Source organism: Burkholderia sp. Ac-20379 (assembly GCF_017104645.1).
Lineage (GTDB): Bacteria > Pseudomonadota > Gammaproteobacteria > Burkholderiales > Burkholderiaceae > Burkholderia.
On the sequence record NZ_JAAGPF010000014.1, the window covers coordinates 1 to 23,266 of the forward strand.

Below are 23,266 nucleotides of genomic sequence, written 5' to 3' on the forward strand. Positions count from 1 at the left end.
AGATCCTGACCAGCTGCCCGTCGTGCCTGCAGGGCCTGTCGCGCTACAACGAGGACGCCAACATCGACGCCGATTACATCGTCGTCGAGATCGCCCGCAACGTGCTCGGCGAGAACTGGATGGCGGATTACGTCGACCAGGCGAATCGGTGCGGCATCGAACGGATCCTGATGTGATGCGAGCGCGATCGGCTCGGCCCAGGGCCCGCGCGCGCGCGTCGCGCGCCCCATCCAGCGGCGCAGGGCTGCCCAACCGAACAGGTTCGCGGCATTCGACGGCTTGCTATCCTGCGCACCGTAGTTGCCCTTGCAGCACCCCTTGCTCGCGCCTTTGCCGGGCTGTCCACACGCCTATCCCGAGATCATGAACGCCGTCATCCTCGAAGACGTAGAGAAGCATTACCTGCTGGGTTCCGTGAAGGTCGCCGCGCTGCGCGCCGTGAATCTGAGCGTTCGCCCGCAACGCCTGACCGTGATCGCCGGCGCCTCCGGCAGCGGCAAATCCACGCTGCTGAATCTGATCGGCTGTGTGGATCGTCCCGACAGCGGGCGTGTGCTGGTGGCGGGGCACGACGTGACGTCCCTGTCCGACGATGCGCTGTCGGATTTTCGCGCGCGGCATCTCGGCTTCGTCTTCCAGAACTTCAATCTGCTGCCGGTCTTGACCGCGCACGAGAACGTCGAATACCCGTTACTGCTGGCCGGAACGCGGATCAGTGCGACCGAGCGCAGCCGGCGCGTGCGCGACATGCTCGACGCGGTCGGGCTGGCCGACAAGGCCGCCCATCGACCGGGACAACTCTCGGGCGGCCAGCGCCAGCGTGTCGCGGTGGCGCGTGCGTTGATCGGGGAGCCCGCCCTGGTGCTGGCCGACGAGCCCACGGCGAATCTCGACAGCGGCACCGGGCAGGCCGTGATCGCGTTGATGCGGCGCCTGCAGCGCGAGCGTCAGGTGTCCTTCGTGATTTCGTCGCACGATCCGCAAATGCTGTCGGCCGGCGACGACGTCATCCATATCGCGGACGGCCGGATCAATACGGCCTCCACCCCGACGAAGGAGTACGCATGAAAACGCTCTCGCTCGCGCTGCGTAACCTGTTGCGAAACCGCCGACGCTCGATCACCACGCTGCTGGCGATGATCGTCGGCGCGCATGCCGTGTTGCTGTTTGGCGGATATACGCGAAACATCACGTATGGCCTGCAGACCGACTATGTGAAATACGGCGGCCATTTACAGATCGAACGAAAGGGCTACTACGAATTCGGCAGCGGCAATCCGTCAGCCTACGGGATCGCCAATTATCCCGAGATGATCGAGGCCGTGAAGTCCGATCCGGTGCTCGCCCCGATGCTGACGGTGGTGACGCCGACCCTGCAATTGCAGGGGATTGCCGGCAACTTCCGTCAGGGCCTGTCGCGCACCGCGCTTGCGCTTGGCGTGCGCGTGGACGACCAGAACCGCATGCGCGCCTGGAACGATTACCGATTTCCGGTGACGGTGCCGCAGATGGCGCTGACGGGATCCGGCATCGATACCGCCGTGGTCGGCACCGGTTTGGCGCGCGTGCTGAATCTTTGCGGCCCGCTCAAGCTCAGCGGTTGTGCGCCGCACGTCGAGGCGGCGGGCGCGCAGGCTCCGGCGCTGCCCGACGACATCGCGCAACTGGCTGGCGCCACGGGCCGCGAAGGCGGCGGGCCGGCGCGCGAGCGCGATGCCACGATCGAGCTGTTGGCCGCCACGGCCCAGGGGGCGCCCAACGTCGCCGCACTGACCGTGCTGAAGGCCGAACAGCAGGGCATCAAGGAATACGACGACATGTACGTGGGGCTGCACCTCGAACAGGCTCAGCGGCTCGTGTATGGCGCGGCGCATCCGAAGGCCACGGCGATCGTGGTGCAACTGCGCCATACGGCGGATCTGCCGATTGCCAAGGCGCGCCTGGATGCGTTGCTGAAATCACACTTCTCGGCCGACGACATGGAAGTGGTGGACTACACGACGCTGAACCCGTTCTACGGGCAGGCGCTCGCCATGTTTTCGACGCTGTTCGGATTCGTCGCGCTGTTGATTGCGGCCATCGTCTTGTTTACGGTCGGCAACACCATGAGCATGGCGGTATTCGAGCGCACGGCCGAGATCGGCACGTTGCGCGCCATGGGCCTGCGCCGCGCGGGGGTGCGCCGGCTGTTTCTGTGCGAGGGCCTGCTGCTCGGCGTCTGCGGCGCGGCGCTCGGCGTGATCAGCGCGGCGGCGCTTGCCGGTGCGATCAACAGCGCCGGTCTGACCTGGACGCCGCCGGGGCGCTCGCCCGTACCGCTGATCATTCGCGTGTGGGGAGAAAACGATCTGATCCTGGGCACGGCGGCCGGCTTGCTGGTGGTGTCGATGCTCTCCGCGCTGCTGCCGGCGCGTCGTGCCTCGCGCATGGACATCGTGGATGCGCTGCGCTATGCGTGAGCGCCCGCGCACCGGCCATCGCCGCCGTCTCTCGATCCGTCTGCTGGGCGCCGCCGTGCTCGGCCTGACGCTTGCGGGCTGTCATTCGCCGGATCGCGGGCGGCCGGCCGATCTGGATCTGTCGCTCTCGCGCAGCACGCGCGACGGGCTTTACCGCGTGAGCCTGGTGCCGCCGGCGGCGCCTCTGCCGCTGAATCGGATCCACACGTGGCGGATCCGCCTGACGTCGCGCTCGGGGGCGCCTGTCGACGGCGCCACGATCAGCGTCGATGGCGGCATGCCGGAACACGGGCACGGCCTGCCGACGCGGCCGCGTGTCGTGCCCGCCGGAAGCGACGGTCTCTATGCGCTGCAGGGCATGAAATTCAGCATGACGGGCTGGTGGGAGATTCGGCTGGGCGTGCATTCGCCGATCGGCAGCGACGCTGTCACGATCAATGTGATCCTGCCGCCGGCCGCGAGTTGAACCGGTGCGGCGGCCAGGCCGTCGCACCCCGTACATTTTTTATCGATCGAGAGGGGCGCGATGCAAACGAAGGTGATGGCTTGGCTGATGACGCTGATGGTGGCGCTGATGGGGGGCGCGGGCGCACTCGCGCAGACCGCCGCAACGGACGGGGATTCCGGCCTGAGCTTCCCCGCGCGGATCACGCCGTCCGAGGCGGATCGCCTGCCGGCTTACCAGCCGCGCTTCGGCCGGGCCCGCCCGGTTGTCGCGGTGGTGGGCGAGAATTACTACACGGAGCTGACCGACTACGTGGTGCCGTACGGCATCCTGAAGGAATCGGCCGCCGCCGACGTCGTCTCGCTGGCCACCAAGCCGGGCCCGATCCGGATGTTCCCCGCCCCGATGAACGTCTTGCCCGATGAAACCACGGCGCAGTTCGATGCGCGTCTGCCCGACGGCGCCGACTACGTGATCGTGCCCGCGGTGCATCGCGACGAGGATCCGACGCTGATCGCCTGGGTGGCCGCGCAGGCGCGCAAGGGCGCCACCATCATCGGGGTGTGCGACGGGGTGTGGGTGGTCGCGCGCGCGGGCTTGCTGGAAGATCGCCGCGCAACCGGACACTGGTATTCGATGGGCGACCTGCGCAAGAAATTCCCGAATACGCGCTGGGTCGACGACAAGCGCTATGTGGCGGATGGCAAGGTGGTCACCACCACCGGCGTGACCGCCACCATTCCGGCCTCGCTGGCCCTGGTCGAGGCGATTGCCGGGCATGAACAGGCACGCAAGGTGGCGGAGCGCCTGGGACGGCCGGCGTGGTCCTCGGAGATCGCCGGAGGCAGCTTCCGGCTCGGTTTTCCGGCCATGATGACGATCGCGACCAACTACGTGAAATTCTGGTCGCACGAGGACGTCGGCATCCCGATTGCGCCTGGCGTGGACGAGATCGCCCTGGTGCTGGAAGCCGATGTCTATTCGACCACCTTTCGCTCCACGGCCTACACCGTCGCGCAGAATCGCGAGCCGCTGCGCACCCGGCGCGGCCTGACGATCGTGCCGGATCGCGTGGCGGGCGTGGATGCCCCCACGCGCATGCTGGCCGCGCCCGATACGCGTCGTCCGCTGCTGGCGCTCGACCAGGCGCTCAACGCCGTGTCGGGCTCGTTCGGGCCGCGCACGGCGGCCTGGGTCGCGCTGCAGATGCAGTACCCCGGGTACTGAGCGCACCGGCCGCCGCCTTCCGCCGTCCCACCCGCCCGCCGCCGCGGCCCAGGCCATGCGGTGCGGGCGTCGCACACTGTTCCTGCCTGACCGGGAGATTCCCTCATGCTCAGCTTCTCAGCAGGCCGCCGCACGTTCGGCGCCGCGCTCCTGGCCGTGTGCGGCATCGCGCACGCCGCCCCCGATGCCCAGCGTCTGCTCGCCGACAGCGATGCGGTACGCAATCCGTCCGAACCGTTCTCGTTGAACGTGACGCTCACGCAGTACACGGATGGCAAGCAGACCGATGCCAATGCGCTGACCGCCTATTCACGCATCAACCCGGTTTCCGGGCAGTTCCGCAGCCTGATCCGCTTCGCCGCGCCGGCGCGCGATGCCAACAAGCTGATGCTGAAGACCGGCAGCGACCTGTGGTTCTTCGATCCCGCCAGCAAGGCGAGCATCCGTATTTCGCCGCAGCAGCGCTTGCTCGGGCAAGCGTCGAACGGCGATGTGGTGACCGTCAATTTCGCGCACGGCTATCGTGCTTCATTCGAGGCCGAAGAGGATATTCAGGATGGCGATCGGCAGAAGCGCCAGGCATACCGCCTGAAGCTCGAGGCGAGCGCGCCCGATATGACCTATCACGCGATCGAGATGTGGCTGGACGCAACGGATTCGCGGCCGATCAAGGCGCGCTTCTACAGCGAGAGCGGCAAGTTGCTGAAGACGGCGTTTTATCGACGGTATCAGCCTCAGCTCGGCGCCACGCGTCCGACCGAAATCGTCATCATCGACGGGCTCAACCCGAACCTTGTGACCGTCATGCGGTATGGCGAATTCAAGGCGCGTGCGATTCCCGACGCCTGGTTCCAGCAGGATTACCTGCCTCAGTTCCAGCCGGAATGATCAGGCTGAAGCGGCTGGCATATCGCGCATGCGCGGCGTGGGCGCTGTTCTCGGGCTGGCCCGACACGGTGTGGGCGGACGACGCGGAGGAGGCCGGGCTGGCGCTTGCCGACGACACCCCGGTGATGCGTGTGGAGCGTACCCACTATCAGTTCAGCCTCGAGCCGGGCTTGCGATTCGCCACCGAGCGGCCCGGCGACGGCGTACGCGCCGCCACGCGCTTGTCGAGCGATTTCTCGATACGCCGCTCGCTGCTGGATGGATGGGATATCGCCGTTGCCGACCGGCTCGACCTGAACGGGCCGGGGCGTCTGAGTGGCGACGCGGGCGCGATCAATACGCTCAAGGAGTGGTACGTCAGCGGCAAGCTGGGCCGCGATGGCCAGACGCTCGTCGATATCGGGCGTGTCAACGTCCGGCTCGGCGTGGCCACCGGCTTCAACCCGACCGATTATCTGCGTGACGGTGCGGTGCGCTCGATCACCTCGGTCGACCCCGCCAGCCTGCGCGAAAACCGGCTCGGCACGGTGATGCTGCGCGGCCAACGGCTCTGGAGCGGCGGTTCGCTGTCGGCGATGTATGCGCCGCGCGTGGCGCAGGGGCCGTCCGATGCCGCGTATTCGCCCGATTTCGGCGCGACCAATGCCCGCAACCGATGGATGCTGAGCGTGAGCCAGCGCCTGTTCGCCGATCTGTCTCCGCAGTGGCTGCTGTACGACGACGGCGAGCGAGGCAGCTCGCCGCAGTTCGGGGTGAACCTGACCCACTTGCTCAACGAGGCCTGTGTCGGCTACCTGGAGTGGTCCGGCGGGCGCGCCCCATCGACCTTGGCACGTGCGCTGGGGCGCGCCGCCAGCGACGTGGCGTTTCGCTGGAAGCTCGCCACGGGCATGACCTGCACCACCGCACGCAACCTGTCGCTGACCCTCGAATATGACCGCGACGGCGCGGCGCTGGACCGGGCCGGTTGGCGCGCGCTGCGAGCCAACCCGGCGGCCGGCCTGCTGGCCTACCGCACCACGGCGGCGATGCGGCAGGATCTGGTCACGCGCGATGCCGTGTTCACCATGCTGCGCTGGCAGGATGCGGGCGTGCCGCACCTGGATCTGTCGGCGTTCCTGCGTCTGAACCTGGCGGACAGCAGCCGCCTGAGCTGGGTGGAGGCGCGCTATCACTTCACGCGCACCGATGTGGCGCTGCAATGGCAGCGGCAGTCGGGCAGCGGTCTCAGCGAGTTCGGCGCGCTCGCGCAGAGCCAGCTCTGGCAACTGCTCGTCAAGCATTACTTCTGAGGCCGGTGATCCGGGCCATGACTCACAAGGACATCACAATGCGTCGATTCATCAGCACGGGCGACGGGCTACCGCAATGGCCCTCGCCCATCAGCCATGCCGTCGTCGTCAACGACACCTGTTACCTGAGCGGGCAGTTGTCGCTCGACGCCACCGGTGCGTATCGGCGCGGCACGCCGGCGCAGGAGGCGAGGCGTGCTTTCGCCCATCTGTTTCGTGCACTCGAGGCGGCGGGCTTCCGGCGCGACGAGCTGGTGTTCGTCGATATCGCCTTCGTCGATCTGGCCGCGTTGCCGGAAGTGAACGAAGTATTTGCCGAGCTGTTCGAGGCGGGCCGGCGGCCCGCGCGTACCGTGTACCAGGTTGCGGCGTTGCCGTTCGGCGGACAGGTCAAGGTGATGGGGACGGCCGTACGCGATACCGCTGCCGGGCAGCCGCCCCGGGCAGGCGTGGCCGCCTGACCCTAGCGCGCCTGCGGCCGTTCGGCGAGCGGGGAGGCGAGCGCCTGCATCAGCGCAACCAGTTGCTGCTGTTCGAGGGGTGTCAGCGCCACGGGCTTGAGCTCGCTGTGCCCGAGGGCCGCGGCCGGCGGCTCGGCGTAGTGGCGCATCACGGCCTCGAGCGTCGCGAACTGCCCGGCATGCATGTAGGGCGGCCGCTCGGCGACGTTGCGCAGGCCAGGCGTCTTGAAGGCGCCGCTCGACTGAGGATCGTCGGCGGCGATGAACTCGAGCTCGTCGCAACGCGATGGCGGCTGATCGCTGTAGGGGCCGCGGCAGTTGAATTCGTCGGCCAGCACCTTGTGCACGCCGTCGGCGCGGCCAGGATCGGGCGACGCAGGTTGGCGAGGGGGCACCCCGATATTGTGGAACTGGCGATCCGTGAGCAGCGGCCCGGTATGGCAGGTGATGCATTGACCGCGGCCGATGAAAACCCGCAGCCCCGCCTTTTCGGCCGGCGACAGCGCCATCAACTGACGTTGGTCGCCGGTGCGCACGCCGTCGATATACGTATCGACACGCGAGGGCGCCAGATGCAACGTGCTCTCGTAGGCGGCGATCGCCTTGCCGAGGTTCGAGAAAGCCCGCGAGACGGCCGCCTGCGATGCGGCATCGAGCGCCTGCCACGCCGCGCGCTCGTCCGGTGTGCCGATCGGGCTGGCGCCCCGTGCCGTCGATGGCAATGCCGGCAATGCGCCGAACAACGCCTCGTAATCGGTGCGATAGTGGCGGGCCAGCACGCGCACCAGATCGAGCCGGTTGCCGCCGTGTTCGTTGCCGTCCTCGAGCGGGCCGAGCGCCTGCGACCACAGGCTGTCCTTGCGGCCGTCCCAGAAAAACCACGGGCCACCGGTCAGATCGGCCACGGGCATGGTGCGGCGTTTGCCGATACCGAGGCCGATCGCCAGCGGCCGGCCGTCCTGGAATTGGTGCTGCGGGAGATGGCACGAGGCGCAGGCGATCTTGCCGTCGCGGCTCAGGCGGGGATCGAAGAACAGACGTTTGCCGAGCGCGGCGGCAGCCGGCACGGCGGCGACACGATTGCTCGGATCGGGCATGGCCGGACGTTGCGCGGGCAGCGCGAGCGTGCCGAGCAGGGCCCGCTCGTCGGCGTTCCAGCCATCGGGGCCGGTATCGGCGGCTTCGTGCGGCAGCGCCGACCAGGCCGCCCAACCGAGCGCGAGGCCGAGCACGGCGCCGAACACCAGCCGAGGCTCGATGCGACGTTTGCCGGCGCGGCGCGTGCGGTGAGGCCGCGGCGTGTCTTCACGCATCGGCGGTCTGCCGGGCCGGCAGCAGCGTGCGCACATTGCCGGCCATCAGCCAGCCGCGCTGCTGCGCGGAGACGCCGGCCAGCGGGCCGTCCTTGGCCAGGAACTGATCCATGACCTTGCGATGGCCGCCCGAATTCCGAAACACCGGCCAGTCGGTACCGAACAGAATCTTGTGATTGATGTTCATCCGGAACAGTTCGGCCAACGCGGCGCGCCATCCTTGCGGATGCTGCGAGCCCAGAAAGGCGCTGACGTCGAGATACACATTGGGCCGGTAGGCGCAGAGCCGTGTACAACTCGCGACGTGATTGACCGCACCGTGCGCGAGGATGAAGTTCACGTCGGGAAAATCGAATGCCGCGCGATCGAGCAGGTCCGGGTGCGCATAGGCGAACTCCAGCGTCGGGCTCGTCGGTCCGATGTGCAGCAGCACCGGCAATCGATGTGCGCGGCACAGCTCGTAGAACGGGTAGAGCGCGCGATCGCTGGGGCTGTAGCCGCACGGCGGATAGAGCTTGAGTCCGGCGAAGCCATATTCCGTCACGCCCTTTTCGAACAGGGTCACGCCGTCGTTCCCCCAGCGTGGATCGATGCCGCCGAATACGTGAAAGCGCCCCGCGTGGCGAGCCAGAATGCGGGCATGTTCGGCGTACATTTCGGCAATGCTCAGTTCGCTCTGCATGACGAACGTGAAGTCGGGCAGCAGCAGGACCGCCTCGTCGATGCCGGCCGAGGTCATCTCTCCGAGCAGCGCATCGGCCTCGTGATCCTGAGCCTGCAGGCAAAAGGATTCGATCAGTTCGGCGTGCGTTTTTTTGATGCCGTTGGCGGCAAGACGTGACTGCACATTGCGGCACAGGCCGTCGAAAAAGGCGAGCGGGATGAAGCGCGTCGACGCGACGTGACAGTGGCTGTCGATAATCGGGCCGCCATAGACCGGCTCGCTCATGATGTCGCCACCGGGCCGCCGATGCGCGCCTCGAGCATGCCCAGTGCGCGCGCCTTGAGCGCGGCCACCGGCTGCATCATGAAGTGGCCGGCATGCACGCTGCCCTGAGCGCGCGCATAGTCGGGAAGCACGCCCCACGTTTCGAAACCGAAGTGCTTCCAGACGCGATGCGCGGGCGTATCGGCGCGCACGTCGAGCGTCACGATATCGACCCCCTCCGCTTCGCAGCGCAGCGCGATTTCGACGAACGCGGCCGGCAACACGCCGCCGCCGCGGAAATCCTGATGAATCATGCCCTTGGCGAGATCGGTCAGATGGCTGTTGTTCGGGTTCAGGTTGCGACGCAGCGTGCACAGGCCGATCAGCGTATCCGTCCCGATCTCGATGGCGAGCAGGCGAACCTTTTGCGCCGCCAGATTGCCTTGCAGTTCGATCAGGTAGTCCGCGGCCTCGCGATCGCTGATCGATTCGGCAAAGCCGATAATCGGCGCGCCTTCGGTCGTGTGCCGCATCAGGGCGATGATCCGCTCGCCGAGCAGGGGATCGATGGTCTCGACCCAGCGATAGGCGACCACGCTCGGGGCGTGGCGCTCGAACGTCATGGTGTAGTGTGCGACGCCGGCCTCGGCGGATCGCAATGCGTCGATCGGGGTGCTCATGGTGGTCAGACTGCCTCGAGGGTGGGGTGATGGTCGGCCGTGGCGGGATGGGGGGCCGCTTGCGACGCGGCATGAATGACGTCCTGCATGCCGTGCGAGACGAGCCATTGGTCGTCGTAGATCGTGTCGAGATACTTGGTGCCGCTATCCGGCAGGATCAGGACGATATTGGCCGGCCCGTCGATGTGCGCCAGATGGCGGCGGGCCGCCTGGGCAATCGCTCCGGACGAGCCGCCCAGCAGCAGCCCCTCGTCGAGCGCGAGCCGCCGGCAGCCGAGGAACGCGTCGCGATCGGTCACGCGAACGGTTTCGTCGACGAACTGCATCTGGATGTTGCCGGGACGAAAGCTCAGCCCGGCGCCGTTTTGCAGGTGCGGCCGATAGGTGCCGCCGAATACCACCGAGCCCTCCGGCTCGACGCCGATCACGCGCGTGGCCCGATTGCGCTCCTTCACGTAGCGGGCGATGCCGCTCAGATGGCTGCCCGTGCTGGCGGAGACGATCACGGTATCCACGCGATGCGCGAGCTGCGCGACGATCTCGGGGCCGGTTGAATAGTAGTGCGCATCGATGGCGGCCGGGTTGTTGTACTGATCCAGGTTGATGCAGTTCGGCCGGCTGGCCGCGATGGCGCGGGCCACCGCGATGCGCTTCTTCTGGAAGCTGCCCGTTTCGTCGGGTTGCTCGACCATTTCCACCTGGCCGCCGAACGCGCGCACCAGGTTGGCGTTGGTCTTCGGCGTTTTCGGATCGAGCACGCAAATGAAGCGGTAGCCGTGCGTGGCGCAGAGCATCGCGAGCGCATGCCCCATGTTGCCCGAGGTCGATTCGACCACGGTCCACCCCGGGCGGAGGCCATGATCGAGCTCGGCCTGACGCAGCAGTTGCAATGCGCTGCGATCCTTGACGCTGTTGCCCGGGTTGTAGCACTCGAGCTTTCCGTAGACGCGAATCCGCCGGCGCTCGTCCGACAGGCTCTTGAGATAAAGCAGCGGCGTATCGCCGATCAGTTCGACAAGGCTATTTGCGTACATTCAGCATCTCCGGGCGTCATGATGACTCGTGCCCGCGAGGCGGGCAGGGAAGGAAAAAAGGCGGCCGCCGCGGGTGGCGGCACGCTGGTTTCACTGTAGTGGACGCGATTCAACCCGTTAGCTGTCCGAACGGGCAGACTGTGTTCCGATCCGGCCTACAGTTCCCCGGTTTCCACGTCGTCCGGTCGCGTCTTTTCCGTTTCCGACCGGACGACGCGGGACGGCAAGGGGCTCGGTGTGTCGCCGGTGGCGATGAAGGCGGAGACGAACGCGGCGAGCAAGGCCGCGTTTTGATGGATCATCTGGTGAGCGCCGAACCGGAGCACGAAGCGCTGGACGTTGGCGAACCCGTCGCACAGGTCGTGGGCGCGCGCCGCCGACGTCATTTCGTCATATTCGCCGGTGATCAGCAGGCAAGGCACCGGCCCGAGTGCCGGGCCGATCGATGTCTCGACGGCATGCTCGCGGAACGCCGCCAGCTGCCGGCTGTACTCGACCATGTTCGACGCCGATGCGAACGGCGCCCCGAGCCAATGCCGGGTGTTGGCATCGGGCTGGGAGAAAAGCGCTGCATCGTCGCTCGCGGCGCCGGGCGCCGCCTGCTTGTCGAGCAGCGCACGCATCGATTCCGCCATGCTGTTCGCCGCCTGTGGCATGCGATTGACGAGCTTGGCCATGGTGTGAAGGTTGGTCTCGTAGGCCGAGTCCTGGCCCACGCCCGCGGCGGCGCCGGCGAACGAAGGCGCGAGAAAGCTCATCGACGCGATCCGGCCGGGAAGGGTTCGTGCCAGCTCGAGCGCGTAGCGTACGCCACCGCACCAGCTCACGAGGTGCAGTGAATCGAGCGACTCGTTGGCCATCAACTCGCGGACCGCGTGTGCGAAACGCGCCGGCGCGTCAGGCGTGGCGTAGTAGACGCGCGTGAACCCGGCATCGCCGCCGCCGCTGTCCGCGTCGTCGAACAGATAGACCGCGTGATCGTCCGGGAGCGCGGCGGCGAACCGGCTCCAGACATCGTGCGGCATTCCGAATGCATTGAGCAGCAGCACCGGCGTGGCGCCCCGGCGGTAGCGCAGATAGGGCTGTCCGCTCGCGGTGGTGACGCGATCCAGATCGGGCAGATCGAGGTAGCGCGGCGCGGCGCGCGAGGCTTCGTCGGCGAGCCGGGCCGCCACGCGCATGCGCACCGGCTCGGCCTGGTTGAATCCGGATTCGTCGGGCAGGCGCGCGGCGATGCGGGGCGATTCGCTCGACGGCGCGTCCTGGGCAGCGGCGATGCCATGGCGCAGCGACACGTCGCGGCATGCGTCGGCGAGCAAGGTCGCGACGCCATCCGCCGTGACGCCCTGAGCCGATTCCACGACGTCGATCTCGCAGAGGCGGGCGACGCACCGCACCAGCGCGGGCCAGTCGATGCCGGTTGCCGAAACCGGCCACCGCGCATCGCGCGCGCTCGACAGCCGCAGCGGCTGTTGGCGGAACGCGGCAGGGTTGCGCCGCTGCACCTCGAGCAGCACGTCGAGGATCGCGTCGATGGCATCGTCGAGCCAGGCCGGCGGCGGCGGGCTGTGAGCAACGACGTGCGCCGCGAGCGGATCGGCGAGCCGAATAGGTGCAATCGGCGCAGTCGGCGAGACAGGCGTGGCGTCCGGCATCACGATGCCTCGGCCTGAGCCTGAGCCTGGACCAGCTCGCTGGCCAGCGCGACCGCGTCGCCCACGGTGTCGAGTTCGGCGACACGGCTCGTGCTCCCCGAAAAACTGATGGCCAGACGTTCCTCGGCCAGCGCGATCAACGATAGCAACGAGATCGAGTCGAGCATCAGATCCGCGGTCAGCGACATGGCCGGCGTGATCATTTCCGGCGCGACTTCTATGGCGACGATCTCGGTGATGATTTCCACGACGACGTCGAAGACGTGGGTTTCCTGTTCCATCGGCGGCTCCTGGTTGAGTGACCGTCGCAGTTATAGCCGATGGCGCGCGTGCTGAAACCTGCACTGCCGTACAGTTTTCACGCCGGGCTCCGACATCGCCCGAACGGACAGGTTTCAAGCGGTTCAACGACCATTACATTGCGCTTACCCCATCGAATGGATCGCCTACCATGTCTTCAGCACTCGCTTTGCCCATGGAAAAACCCGAGTTTGCTCGCACGCTGCGCGCCACGCTCGACGAGCAACTGACCCTCGATCATCCGATCTTCAAGGAGTTGTTCACGCCGGAGAAGAATTGGCGACTCCTGAAGATCATCTCGCTGGAGGGGTATCAGATCACGCGCTACTTCCTCGAGTACATCGAGAACCTCTATTTCCGCTGCCCGTTCCCCGATCACAAGCGCCGTCTGCTCTATAACCTGTTCGAGGAGGAAACGGGGCGCTTCTCCAAGACCAAGAACCACGTCGAGCTGATGGAGGATTTCATCCGCGCGCAGGGCATCTCGGACGAGGAGCGCGATGCGTGGACGCCGTCGGCCGCGACGCAGGAGCTGATCGACTACCGCCTCGAGAACTGCAAGGGTGCGGGCACCTATCACATCGGCGCCGCTGCCGTGATGATCGCGAGCGAAGGGCAGAGCCTCGAGACGCGTGCCGGCGATGCGCGCCACACGATCCTGGCCCAATGCTATGGCCTGTCCGAGAACGACACGCGGTTCTTCTCGGTGCATCAGAAGGAAGATGTCGCGCATGTGGCCGAGGGCATTTCGCTGGTTGCGGATCTCTGCACCACCGAACGCATGCAGGAAGAGGCGCTCTTCTCGGTACGTCATACCTGCAAGCTGTTCTGGAACATGTACGAAAGCGCGGCGCAGAAATACTACGCCGCCGATGCGCAGGCCGAATCGGCCGCGCTCGATGCCTGAGCAGGAGCGTTCATGAAGCTTGGCGACATCGTTGGCCGCCTGGCGGCCCATCGCGGACAACTCGTGTTCGCCGCGCCGGACGGTGCGGAATGCGTGCGTTCGTTTCAGGATCTGCACCGCGATGTCATCGCGACCGCCCAATGGGTCGGGCAGCTGGGATTGCGTCCCGGCGCTCGCATCGGGCTCGCGGGGCCGGCCGGTTATGCATGGATGGTGTGGGATCTGGCCTGTATCGAGCTCGGATGCGTGTCGGTGGCATTTCCCAACGAACGGGGCGCCGATGCCTGCGACACGCTGATTCAACGCTACGGCCTGAGCCTGCTGGCGATCGACGCGGCGTGGCTGGATCGATCCGACGGCGTGGCCAGCTTGCCGGCCAACACCGTCTTGCTGGATGCGGCGCCGTCGCCTGTCGCGGTGTGCGCGTCCACGGAGGCGCGCGAGGATGTGGCGGCGCAGGCGCCGGATACGCATTCGCTCGTATTCAGCTCGGGCACCACCGGCAAGACCAAGGGCCTGGTCATGAGCGCGCGGGGCACGGAGCATCTGATCGACCTGTACCATGATGCATTCGGCGTGGCCGACGGCGAACGCTTCCTGACCTTTCTGCCGTTCGCGAATTACCAGCAACGGATGATCTACTACTTCTGCCTGTACTACGGCATCGATTTCGTATCGGTGCCGTTTCAGGGGCTGTTCGCGGGCCTGAAGCAGTACCAGCCGAGTTTCCTGATCGCGCCGCCGATCGTCTACGAAACCTTGCAGACGCTGGCGAGCGCCGGCGTGGGCAAGGCCGATGCGCAGCGCGAGGCACGCCTGACGGAACGGCTGTCGGCGTTGACCGGCGGAAAGATCCGATACATGGTGACCGGCATGGCGCCGATCCGTCGCGCCACCCTCGATTTCTTCTGGCGTCACGATATTACGTTATACGAAGCATTCGGCATCACGGAAGCCGGCATGGTGGCCTGGAACAAGCCCGGCAGCGTGCGGCTCGGCTCGGTGGGGCGTCCCGCCGAGGCCGCAAGCGTGTCGCTCACGGAGGAGGGCGAGGTCATCGTGAAGCGCGATGCCCTGCTGTCGCTCGGATACTTCGAGGCCTCGGAGGAAGATCGCCTCGCGACGTTCGTTGCGGCGGATGCGGTTGCCACCGGCGATATCGGCCAATTCGACGACGATGGTTTCCTGCGTGTCGTCGGCAGAAAGAAGGACGCCATCATCTCCAGCAACGGCGAGAAATTTCATCCCGAGCCGATCGAGGCGATGTTGCAACAAGATTCGCGCATCGACGTGGCCGTCGTCATGGGCAGCACGGCGCCCGGCCTTCGCGCGGTGATCGGAACGCGGCACCATGCCGACGCGGCCGTGCTGGGCGAATTGCGGGCGCATGTCGCGCAGGTGAATGCGGCGCTGCCGGCCCAACGCAAGCTGGTCGATCTCGTCTTTACCGGTAGCGAATTCAGCATCGCGAATGGTCTGCGCACACCCAACCTGAAACTGAACCGGCGCGCGATTGCGGCGACCTTCAGCTCACCCGAATAAATGCGAACGGCGCCGCCGCTGGGCGGCGCACGTTGCGTCGGAGCTCTCATGACCCCCGTCCAGAATCCCCTATCCGACGCGTTCGGGCTTGCGCACGAACCGTCGTCTCTGATCGAAACCCTGGCGTCCCACGCCGAGCGCAGCCCCGATCGTACGGCGCTCACGATCCTTCGCGACGGCGAGGCGATCGAGCGCGAATTCAGCTTCGGCGAGTTGTACGACGCGACCTTGCGCGTGGCAGCCGGCTTGTCGGTCTTGACTGCGCCAGGCGAGCGCGTGTTGCTGCTGTTGCCGAGCGGAGCCGAATTCGCGTGCACCTTCTATGCGTGCCTGGCCTCGGGCCGTGTTGCCGTTCCGGCCTATCACCCGCAGCAGGCGCGCAAGCTCTCGCAGTGGCAAAAGCTGCAGGCCATCGTGGAGAGCTGCGGCGCCCGTGCGATCGTCGCACCGGCCGGCTCGATGGCGACGCTCGACAGCCTGCGCGAAGCACAGGGGATGTTCACGGGATGCGCGTTCCTGACGTACGAGCAGATGGTGGAGGCCGCCGTGCGACATCCGGAGCCGTTCGTCCCGCGATGCGCCGATCCCGCCTTTCTGCAGTTCACGTCCGGTTCGACCGGCACGCCCAAAGGCGTGATGATCACGCACGCGAGCATTCTGGACAATCAGCGTTCGATTGCCGCGATGATGGGGCACGACACGGCCACGCGGATGCTGTCCTGGCTGCCGCTGTATCACGACATGGGCCTGTCGCTGTTGCTGCAGCTCGCCTCGGTCGGGGTAAGCGTGGTGTTGATGTCGCCCGTGGCGTTCATTCAGCAGCCGGGCCGGTGGCTGCGTGCCATTTCTGCCCATCGTGCCACCACCTCCGGCGCACCGAATTTCGCGTATCAACTGGCGGCGGCCGCGCTTGCCGACAGCGCGCCCGACGAGCCGCTCGACCTGACCAGCTGGAGCGTGGCGTTCTGCGGCGCGGAGCCGATCCAGCGCGAGACGGTGAGCACCTTTATCGAGGCCGCCTCGCGGTTCGGGTTCGACGCCGCGGCGTTCTACCCGTGCTACGGCATGGCCGAGGCCACCTTGCTGGTGACCGGCGTCGGTCGCGGGGCGGGGCCGAGCTTTCTGGATGTCGACGGTGCGCGGCTGGCGGCCGGTGTGATCGAACCGGCGCACGATGCGCTGGCGCCGGCCAAGAGCCTGGTGTCGTGCGGTGTTCCGGCGCCCGGTACGGAGATTCGCATCGTCGGGCGCGACGCCCGCCCGGTGGCGCACGCGTCGCACGTCGGGGAGATCTGGATTCGCGGTGGCGCGATCGGCGCGGGTTACTACGGCCGCGAGGAGGCCACCCTCGAGACGTTCGGCGCGCGCCTTGCCGGCCAGACCGACGACACGGCGGCGGATGCGCGTGCGTTCATGCGCAGCGGCGATCTCGGCGCGCTCGTCGACGGCCGGCTTTACGTGACCGGCCGCCTCAAGGACATGCTCGTGATCCGGGGCCGCAACGTCTATCCGCAGGACATCGAGCTGTGCGTGCAGGACGCCGTGCCGGCGCTGCGCCGTGGCGGCGGCGCGGCGGTCGGCGTGATGATCGGCGGGGAAGAGCGCCTGGTCATCATTCAGGAGGTGGGCCGTACCGCACGTCGCACGATGGACGTCGATGCGACGTTGCGCGCCATGAGCATCGCCGTGGGCGACGATTTTGGCGTCACCCCGCATGCGATCGTGCTGGTCGAACCGGCCACCATCGAGAAAACCTCCAGCGGCAAGATCGCGCGCAGTCTGTGCCGGCGCGCCTACCTTCAAGGCGAGCTGCGCGCCGTCGCGAGCTGGACCGAGCAGGACGGGCTGGTGGGGGCGAGCGAGCCCGAGCCGGCGGTCGTGACGGCTCCCGCCACGCCGGCGCAACTGCTGGTGCGCGAGCTCGAGGCCCGCATCGTGCGCACGGCGGCCACGCACCTGAAGATTCCCGATGCGCAGGTGCCGCGCACGGCGCCCTGGGTCGCGATGGGCTTCGATTCGATGACGGCCCTGCAATTTGCGCTCAAGGTGCAGCAGGCGGTGGGCCTGTCGTTCGAGGCAGCCGTGTTGTGGGATTGCTCGAACGTGGCCGAGCTGGCGGCGCATCTTGCGACGCTGCCCGGCGCTCAGGCCGTGCTGGCGGGCGCCGGGAGCGGCTCGCCCGCCGCGGCCGGGCTGCCGGCGCTCGAGCCGCACGCGGGTGCGGAGCCCGCCGCGCCACTCGCCTCGCTTTCGGACGACGAGGCGCAAGCCCTGCTGCTCAAGGAACTGCAACGCTGAGTCGGCCTGCCCGACAACTCCGGAGTGAACAGCATGAATCAGCCCGATGCCATGGGGCTTACGCCTGTCAAACAGGCGCTGTTGAAGATCGAGTCGCTCCGACGCGAGCTCGAAGCCAGCCGCGCGGACAGCGGCGAGCCGATCGCGATCGTCGGCATGGGATGCCGCTTGCCGGGCGGCGTGAATTCGCCCGACGAACTCTGGGCCATGCTGGCGGCAGGCACCGATGCCATCGGCGAGGTGCCGCCGGAGCGCTGGACCGACGCGCTTTACGATCCGCGTCCGGGCCGTGCGGATACGAGCTACAGCCGCCACGGTGGCTTCATCGACGCCGTCGATCGCTTCGATCCGGCCTTCTTCGGCATCTCGGCACGGGAAGCGGCGCGGATCGATCCGCAGCAGCGGTTGCTGCTCGAATGCAGCTGGCGCGCCGCCGAAGATGCCGGTTTCACGCGGGAAACGCTCGCGGCATGTCAGACCGGCGTGTTCGTCGGCTCCTCGGTGGACGACTATGCGCGCATCAGCGAGCACGCCGCCGACGAGTTCAGCTATGCGCAGACCTCGCTCGGCACCGCGCGGCCGTTCGCGGCCGGCCGGATCGCGTACCTGTTCGGCCTGCACGGGCCCGCGCTGCATCTGGACACGGCCTGCTCGTCGTCGCTGGTCGCGGTGCATCTGGCCTGCCAGAGCCTGCGCGCGAAGGAAAGCGACGTGGCGCTGGCCGGGGGCGTCAATCTGATGCTGTCGCCGGAAATGACGATCGCGCTGAGCGAGCTGCAGGCGCTGTCGCCGGGTGGCCGCTGCCGCACCTTCGACGCCGCGGCGGATGGCTACGTGCGCGGCGAGGGATGCGGCGTGCTCACGCTGATGCGCCTGTCGGATGCGATCGCGCAGCACCGGCCGATCCGCGCAGTGATCCGCGGCTCGGCGCTCAACCACGACGGCCGCAGCAACGGCATGACGGCGCCAAACGGGACGGCGCAGCGCGAGGTGATTCGCGCGGCGCTGGCTCGCGCCGGCATATCGCCTGCCGAAGTCGATTACGTCGAAGCGCACGGCACCGGCACGCCGTTGGGCGACCCCATCGAGCTGCGAGCGCTGGAGGAGGTCTATTGCCGCGATGTGGCGCGCGCGCATCCGCTCTACGTCGGCAGCATCAAGACCAATATCGGCCATCTGGAATCGGCCGCCTCCGTGTCCGGGCTGATGAAGCTCGTGTGCGCGTTGCAGCATGGCGAACTGCCGCGTCATCTGCACTGCGACACGCCGACGGCTCACGTGGATTGGGCCCGTAACGGGATCCGCGTGGTCACCGAGCCGATGCGCTGGCCGTCTGCACGCCAGGGCGCCCGCGTCGCGGCCATCAGCTCCTTCGGGATGAGCGGCACGAACGGGCATCTGATCGTCGAGGCATGGCAGGCCGCGTCGCGCCACGACGGCGAGGCGCCGCCGCCGTCGTGGACCGCCGACGAGGACGTCGCGACGCCGCCGGACATTTTTCCCGTATCGGCGCATTCGGGGGCGTTGCTGACGCGTGCGATCGCGGATTGCGCCACGCAACTGAAGGCCGACCGCACGATTTCGCCGGCCGCTTACGGTTTTGCGCTGCGCGCCGGGCGCGATACCCAACGCCACCGTTCGGCCGTGGTCGCGAGCTCGCGCGAGGCGTTGATCGAGGCGCTCGAATCGCGTGCGCAAGCGATCCCGTCCCTCGAATCGCGCCCGGCCGGCGCCGGCCGGCTGGCCTTCCTGATGACCGGCCAGGGCGCGCAGCGCATCGACATGGCCAAGGCCTGTTATCGGCAATACCGCGTGTTTCGCGAGGTGTTCGACGAATGCGACCGGCATGTCACGGCGCTCGGCGAGCTGTCGCTGGTCGACGTGCTGTGGGGGGACGAGCAGGCTCGGATCGACCATACGCGTCACACCCAACCCGCGATGTTTGCGGTGGAGCTTGCGCTGGCGACGCTCTGGATGCACTGGGGCGTCGTGCCCGACGCCCTGATGGGACACAGTATCGGCGAGTATGCCGCGGCCTGTGTGGCGGGCGTGTTCTCGATCGAGGACGGCTGCCGGCTGGTGGTCGCGCGCGGCCGTCTCATGGAGACGCTCACCGGGGCGGGCGCGATGCTGGCCGTGCTGGCCTCGGCGCAGGACGTGCAGGATTGGATCGCGGCGTCGGCGGAATCGGACGGGCCCGTCGCGATTGCCGCCGACAACGGCCCGGCCAACACGGTGGTGGCCGGCGAGCCGGCGGCGATCGAGGCGTTCTCCCGGCGCTGTCGCGAGCAGGGCGTCGCCACCCGCGCGCTCGACGTCACGCGGGCGTTCCATTCCCCGGCGATGGCGCCGATGCTGGCGGCCTTTGCGGACGTGGCGGCCAGCGTGCAGTTCCACGCGCCGCGCATCCGCCTGGTGTCCAACGTTTCGGCAGGCTTCGAGACGACGCGTCTGCTGGATCCGCGCTACTGGGTGGAACATGTGAGTGCGCCGGTGGCGTTTCGCGCCGGCATGGACACCTTGCTCGACGACGCGATCCGCACGTTTGTCGAAATCGGCCCGGGCGGCACGCTCGTCGCACTCGCGAGTGCGTGCATCGAGGCCCGTGCGGCCGGCGCCTTGGCCGGGCCGACTTGCGTGTTGCGCTCGCTCGGCGCGCCGCAGCAGGAGGCGCACACGCTGCTGCTCGCGCTGGCGAGCCTGTACGAGGCGGGGTGGCCGGTGGACTGGACGGCGTACGAGCGTTCGCTGAATCGGCCCGCCACGCTGCCCCGGCTCGTGCTGCCGCCTTACCCGCTCGATGAAGGGCGCTACTGGGTCGGCCCGCGCGTGCCGGCCACACGCGCCAGGCCGCTGTCGGGCGCGATGGGCGTGGCGCCGGGCGGCGGATCGGGCGGCCTTCTCGGCGCCCGACTGGAACTGCCCGACAGCCGGGCGCAACGATACGAGGGACGGTTCGCGATCGAAGCCGATCCCTGGCTCGACGGACATCGGGTGCAGGGGCACTGGGTTGCGCCGGCCGCGGCATTCGTCGATATGGCGCTCGACGCCGTGCGGCGCGGGCGATCGGGCGAGGCCGCGGCGCAGGGTTCGGCCGGGCACGGCTGGATCGCGGCGCAAGCGCTGACGTTCGAACGCGCGCTGCGGCTGACACGCCGCGACGCGGCGTTTGCGCTGGGCACCGTGGTGGAGTCCGAAGCCGGCGGCGATGTGGATACCGCTTGGCGGATTGCCGTGTACGCCCGGCCGATCCAGGCCGACGCGCCCGCCTGGGTGCGGCACAGCACGGCGCAAGCGGGCGCGGCGGCAGGTGCGCACGGTCACGAATGCGCGGACGCGCCGCCGCTTGCCGGGTGGCACGTGCAATGCACGTCGGTTTTGCCGGTCGAGGCGTTCTACGCCCGTCTGGCCGAGCTCGGCCTCGGCTACAGCGGTGCATTCCGCTCGATCCGGCAACTGGTGCGAGGGGAGCTCAGCGCGCTGTCGCGCATCGAGCTTGCCGCCGACGATCGCGCGCTCGCCGCGGGCGTGGTTCAACCGGCCTTGCTCGACTGCGCGTTCCAGAGCGTCGCCGCGGCGGTCTGGGACACCGGTACGGGGCATGCCCATGTGCCGGTCGCGTTGGGCCGCATCGTCGTCCGGCCGTGTGCCGAACGCCTCGCTGCATGGTGCGCGGTACGTGTGCGACCGGGGCGAGGGCGGATCGAGGCGGATATTTGGCTCTACGACGATGACGGCGCCTGCTTCGCATCGATCGAACGCCTGACGCTGGCCGCCGTCGATGCGCGCGCATTCGGCGTGTCGGACGCGCCACCGGCCGCTCTGGCGGTCGCGCATCATCGCATCGACTGGCCGGCCATCGCGCTCGCGGCCGAGCCCGCCGATCTGCCGGCGCGCTGGACGCTGTTTGCCGGCGGCTCGGCGCTCGATGCCGGGTTGCTCGAGCGCTGCCGCGAGAGCGGTTGGCCCGTGCATTGCGTGCCGGCTTCCCGGCCCGCGCGCGTGAGCGATGCGGGTGCGGATGCCGATGCCGATGCCGATCAGGCCTTCGAATTCGATGACGATGCGTGGCTGGCCGGCGTGCGCGAGGCGTGCGAAGCGCACGTGGCCGCCGGCGCTGGCGCCGGGCGTCTGATGCTGCTGTACGTCTGGCCGCGTGCAGCGAATCGATACGACGACGATGCGGCCTCGCCCGAGGCGGCATTGGCCGAGGCGCTGCATGCGCAACGCCGCTTCGCGGCCTGGTGGCGCATCGTGCAGGCGATCGACTGGGCGTCGTGCGATGTCGGGATCGGCGTGCTGACGCAGGGCGCGCTGGCGCTGCCCGGGTCGAGCGCGCGCGTCGAACCGGATCAGGCGGCGGGTTGGGGCGCCGTGCGCAGCCTGATGCACGAAAGCGGGCCGTTGCACGTCGCGCTGGCCGATCTGTCGGGCCCCGATCGCGAGGCCTGCTCGTGCGCGCTGGCGGCGCTCAGCGCGGCGTCTCGCATCGGCGAGACGCAGTTCGCGGTACGCGGTGCCGCCGTGCATGGCGCGCGTCTGGTCGAGCGGCCGCTGGAGGCGCCCGTGCCGCTGGCGTCCGGCGCCTATCTGGTTACCGGCGGGCGCGGCGCCATCGGCGTGCGGCTGATCGAATGGCTGATCGGCCAGCGCGTGCCGAAGGTCGTTGCCGTGAGCCGGGGGCTGCCCGACCCGGCATTGCGCGATCGGCTGTGCGAGCTTGCCGAGGCGCACGCCGTGCAACTCGCGTTCGAGTCCGCCGATCTGGCCTGTTACCGCGACGTGGTGAATCTCGTCGAGCGCATCGGGACCGATCGGCAGGCGCCGCTGGTCGGCATCCTGCACGCCGCGGGGGTGCTCGAGGATGGCCTGCTCGACAGTCAGCCCGCTGCCGCGGTGCGGCGTGTGCTGGCGCCGAAGGTGGCCGGCACGCGGCATCTCGATCGCGCCACGGCCCACCTGCCGCTCAAGTCCTTCGTGACGTTTTCCTCGATCGTCGCCTGTATCGGCTCGCCCGGGCAGAGCGCCTACGCGGCCGCCAACGCGTGGATGGATGGCTTGATGCACGAGCGTCAAGCGGCCGGCCGGCCCGGACACACGATCAATTGGGGGCTCTGGGACGGCAGGGGCATGGCCGAGCAGCTCGACGCGAGGCAGCGCGAGCGGATTGCCGCCTACGGGCTCGGCGCACTCGATCCCGATGCGGCGCTGGTTTCGCTCGCCGCGCTGATCGGCGAGCCGGCGGGCCAGTCGCTGGTCTGGTGCGTCGATCCCGAACGCCTCGCCGCGCGCGGTTCGAGCCCCGCGCTGCCCGCCTTGCTCGGGCCGCTGCTGCGCGGCCCCGGGCCCGTGCAGGCCGGCGCGGCGCGGGCGGAGGGCTTGCGCGATCGCGTGCTCGCGGCGCCCGCCCCGGCACGCCGTGCGTTGCTGCGCGAGCATCTGCTCGGGGACATCGCCACGACGCTGCGCACCCCGGTCGGGCAGCTCGACGCGGATCGGCCGCTGATCGAACTCGGGCTCGATTCGTTGATGGCCGGCGAATTTCGCAGCGCGCTGCGCCGCCAGCTCGGCGTGGACATCCCGTTCGGCCGGCTGCTTGAAGGGGCGACGCTCGACGACGTCGTCGTCAGTGCGCTGGCGACGCTGTCCGGCGCGCGTGCCGCGGCGCACGGGGATCATCCACATACCGAGGTCGCGGCGCCGCAGCCGGCGCTGGCGATCGACATGGAAGGGGGAGAACTGTGAGTTCGATCGAATTCATCCGGGATCTGGGGCGCCAGGGCATCGAGCTTTGGGCACAGGACGGCAAGCTGCAGTACAAGGCGCCGAAGGGCGCC

The 23,266-nt window shown here is 68.3% G+C and carries 17 protein-coding genes; 11 read left to right on the top strand and 6 right to left on the bottom strand.

Annotation, left to right across the window (positions count from 1 at the left end; translation table 11 throughout):
* The first annotated feature begins 363 nt into the window (after positions 1–363).
* From G3N92_RS03380 to G3N92_RS03410, 7 genes are all read left to right on the top strand, one after another.
* On the top strand, positions 364–1,068 hold the full coding sequence (locus tag G3N92_RS03380; RefSeq protein WP_206126036.1) for an ABC transporter ATP-binding protein: 705 nt from the start codon (positions 364–366) through the stop codon (positions 1,066–1,068).
* Complete coding sequence (locus G3N92_RS03385) at positions 1,065–2,459, top strand: FtsX-like permease family protein (protein WP_206126037.1); 1,395 nt, start codon at positions 1,065–1,067, stop codon at positions 2,457–2,459. Before G3N92_RS03380 ends, G3N92_RS03385 begins: the two co-directional genes overlap by 4 nt.
* Positions 2,452–2,925, top strand: coding sequence for a FixH family protein (locus tag G3N92_RS03390; RefSeq protein WP_241014560.1), 474 nt, complete (start codon positions 2,452–2,454; stop codon positions 2,923–2,925). Before G3N92_RS03385 ends, G3N92_RS03390 begins: the two co-directional genes overlap by 8 nt.
* 60 nt (positions 2,926–2,985) lie before the next feature.
* A complete protein-coding gene (locus G3N92_RS03395; protein ID WP_206126038.1) occupies positions 2,986–4,131 on the top strand; it encodes a DJ-1/PfpI family protein in 1,146 nt (381 codons plus the stop codon).
* 105 nt (positions 4,132–4,236) lie between these two features.
* Positions 4,237–5,019, top strand: a complete 783-nt coding sequence (locus G3N92_RS03400; protein ID WP_206126039.1) for an outer membrane lipoprotein-sorting protein — start codon at positions 4,237–4,239, stop codon at positions 5,017–5,019.
* On the top strand, positions 5,016–6,311 hold the full coding sequence (locus G3N92_RS03405; protein WP_241014561.1) for a hypothetical protein: 1,296 nt from the start codon (positions 5,016–5,018) through the stop codon (positions 6,309–6,311). The genes G3N92_RS03400 and G3N92_RS03405 overlap by 4 nt, the downstream gene beginning before the upstream one ends.
* Positions 6,312–6,328: 17 nt before the next feature.
* On the top strand, positions 6,329–6,772 hold the full coding sequence (locus G3N92_RS03410) for a RidA family protein (protein WP_241014562.1): 444 nt from the start codon (positions 6,329–6,331) through the stop codon (positions 6,770–6,772).
* Between the two features lie 2 nt (positions 6,773–6,774).
* On the opposite strand, the gene G3N92_RS03415 is transcribed toward G3N92_RS03410, so the two are convergent.
* The 6 genes from G3N92_RS03415 to G3N92_RS03440 all read right to left on the bottom strand — a co-directional run bounded on the left by G3N92_RS03415 (position 6,775) and on the right by G3N92_RS03440 (position 12,663).
* The gene (locus G3N92_RS03415; protein ID WP_206126040.1) at positions 6,775–8,085 is read right to left on the bottom strand and encodes a cytochrome c peroxidase; all 1,311 of its coding nucleotides are present in this window, start codon (positions 8,083–8,085) and stop codon (positions 6,775–6,777) included.
* Positions 8,078–9,034: an amidohydrolase family protein gene (locus G3N92_RS03420; RefSeq protein ID WP_206126041.1), complete on the bottom strand. Its 957-nt coding sequence runs from the start codon at positions 9,032–9,034 to the stop codon at positions 8,078–8,080. Before G3N92_RS03420 ends, G3N92_RS03415 begins: the two co-directional genes overlap by 8 nt.
* Positions 9,031–9,693: a GNAT family protein gene (locus tag G3N92_RS03425; protein ID WP_206126042.1), complete on the bottom strand. Its 663-nt coding sequence runs from the start codon at positions 9,691–9,693 to the stop codon at positions 9,031–9,033. Before G3N92_RS03425 ends, G3N92_RS03420 begins: the two co-directional genes overlap by 4 nt.
* Before the next feature lie 5 nt (positions 9,694–9,698).
* A complete protein-coding gene (locus G3N92_RS03430; RefSeq protein WP_206126043.1) occupies positions 9,699–10,727 on the bottom strand; it encodes a cysteine synthase family protein in 1,029 nt (342 codons plus the stop codon).
* A 155-nt stretch (positions 10,728–10,882) separates the two neighbouring features.
* Positions 10,883–12,382, bottom strand: a complete 1,500-nt coding sequence (locus tag G3N92_RS03435; RefSeq protein ID WP_206126044.1) for an alpha/beta hydrolase — start codon at positions 12,380–12,382, stop codon at positions 10,883–10,885.
* Positions 12,382–12,663, bottom strand: a complete 282-nt coding sequence (locus G3N92_RS03440) for an acyl carrier protein (RefSeq protein WP_206126045.1) — start codon at positions 12,661–12,663, stop codon at positions 12,382–12,384. Before G3N92_RS03440 ends, G3N92_RS03435 begins: the two co-directional genes overlap by 1 nt.
* A 194-nt stretch (positions 12,664–12,857) precedes the next feature.
* Between G3N92_RS03440 and G3N92_RS03445 the strand changes: the two genes are divergently transcribed.
* The 4 genes from G3N92_RS03445 to G3N92_RS03460 are packed head-to-tail and all read left to right on the top strand — an operon-like array spanning position 12,858 to position 23,174.
* The gene (locus G3N92_RS03445) at positions 12,858–13,589 is read left to right on the top strand and encodes an iron-containing redox enzyme family protein (protein WP_241014563.1); all 732 of its coding nucleotides are present in this window, start codon (positions 12,858–12,860) and stop codon (positions 13,587–13,589) included.
* Between the two features lie 12 nt (positions 13,590–13,601).
* Positions 13,602–15,131, top strand: a complete 1,530-nt coding sequence (locus G3N92_RS03450; protein ID WP_206126047.1) for an AMP-binding protein — start codon at positions 13,602–13,604, stop codon at positions 15,129–15,131.
* A gap of 48 nt (positions 15,132–15,179) precedes the next feature.
* Entirely contained in the window at positions 15,180–17,429 is a 2,250-nt protein-coding gene (locus G3N92_RS03455; RefSeq protein WP_206126048.1) for an AMP-binding protein, read from the top strand.
* Between the two features lie 33 nt (positions 17,430–17,462).
* Positions 17,463–23,174 (top strand): type I polyketide synthase, encoded by a 5,712-nt coding sequence (locus G3N92_RS03460; RefSeq protein WP_206126049.1) that lies wholly within the window; start codon positions 17,463–17,465, stop codon positions 23,172–23,174.
* Positions 23,175–23,266: the final 92 nt, after the last annotated feature.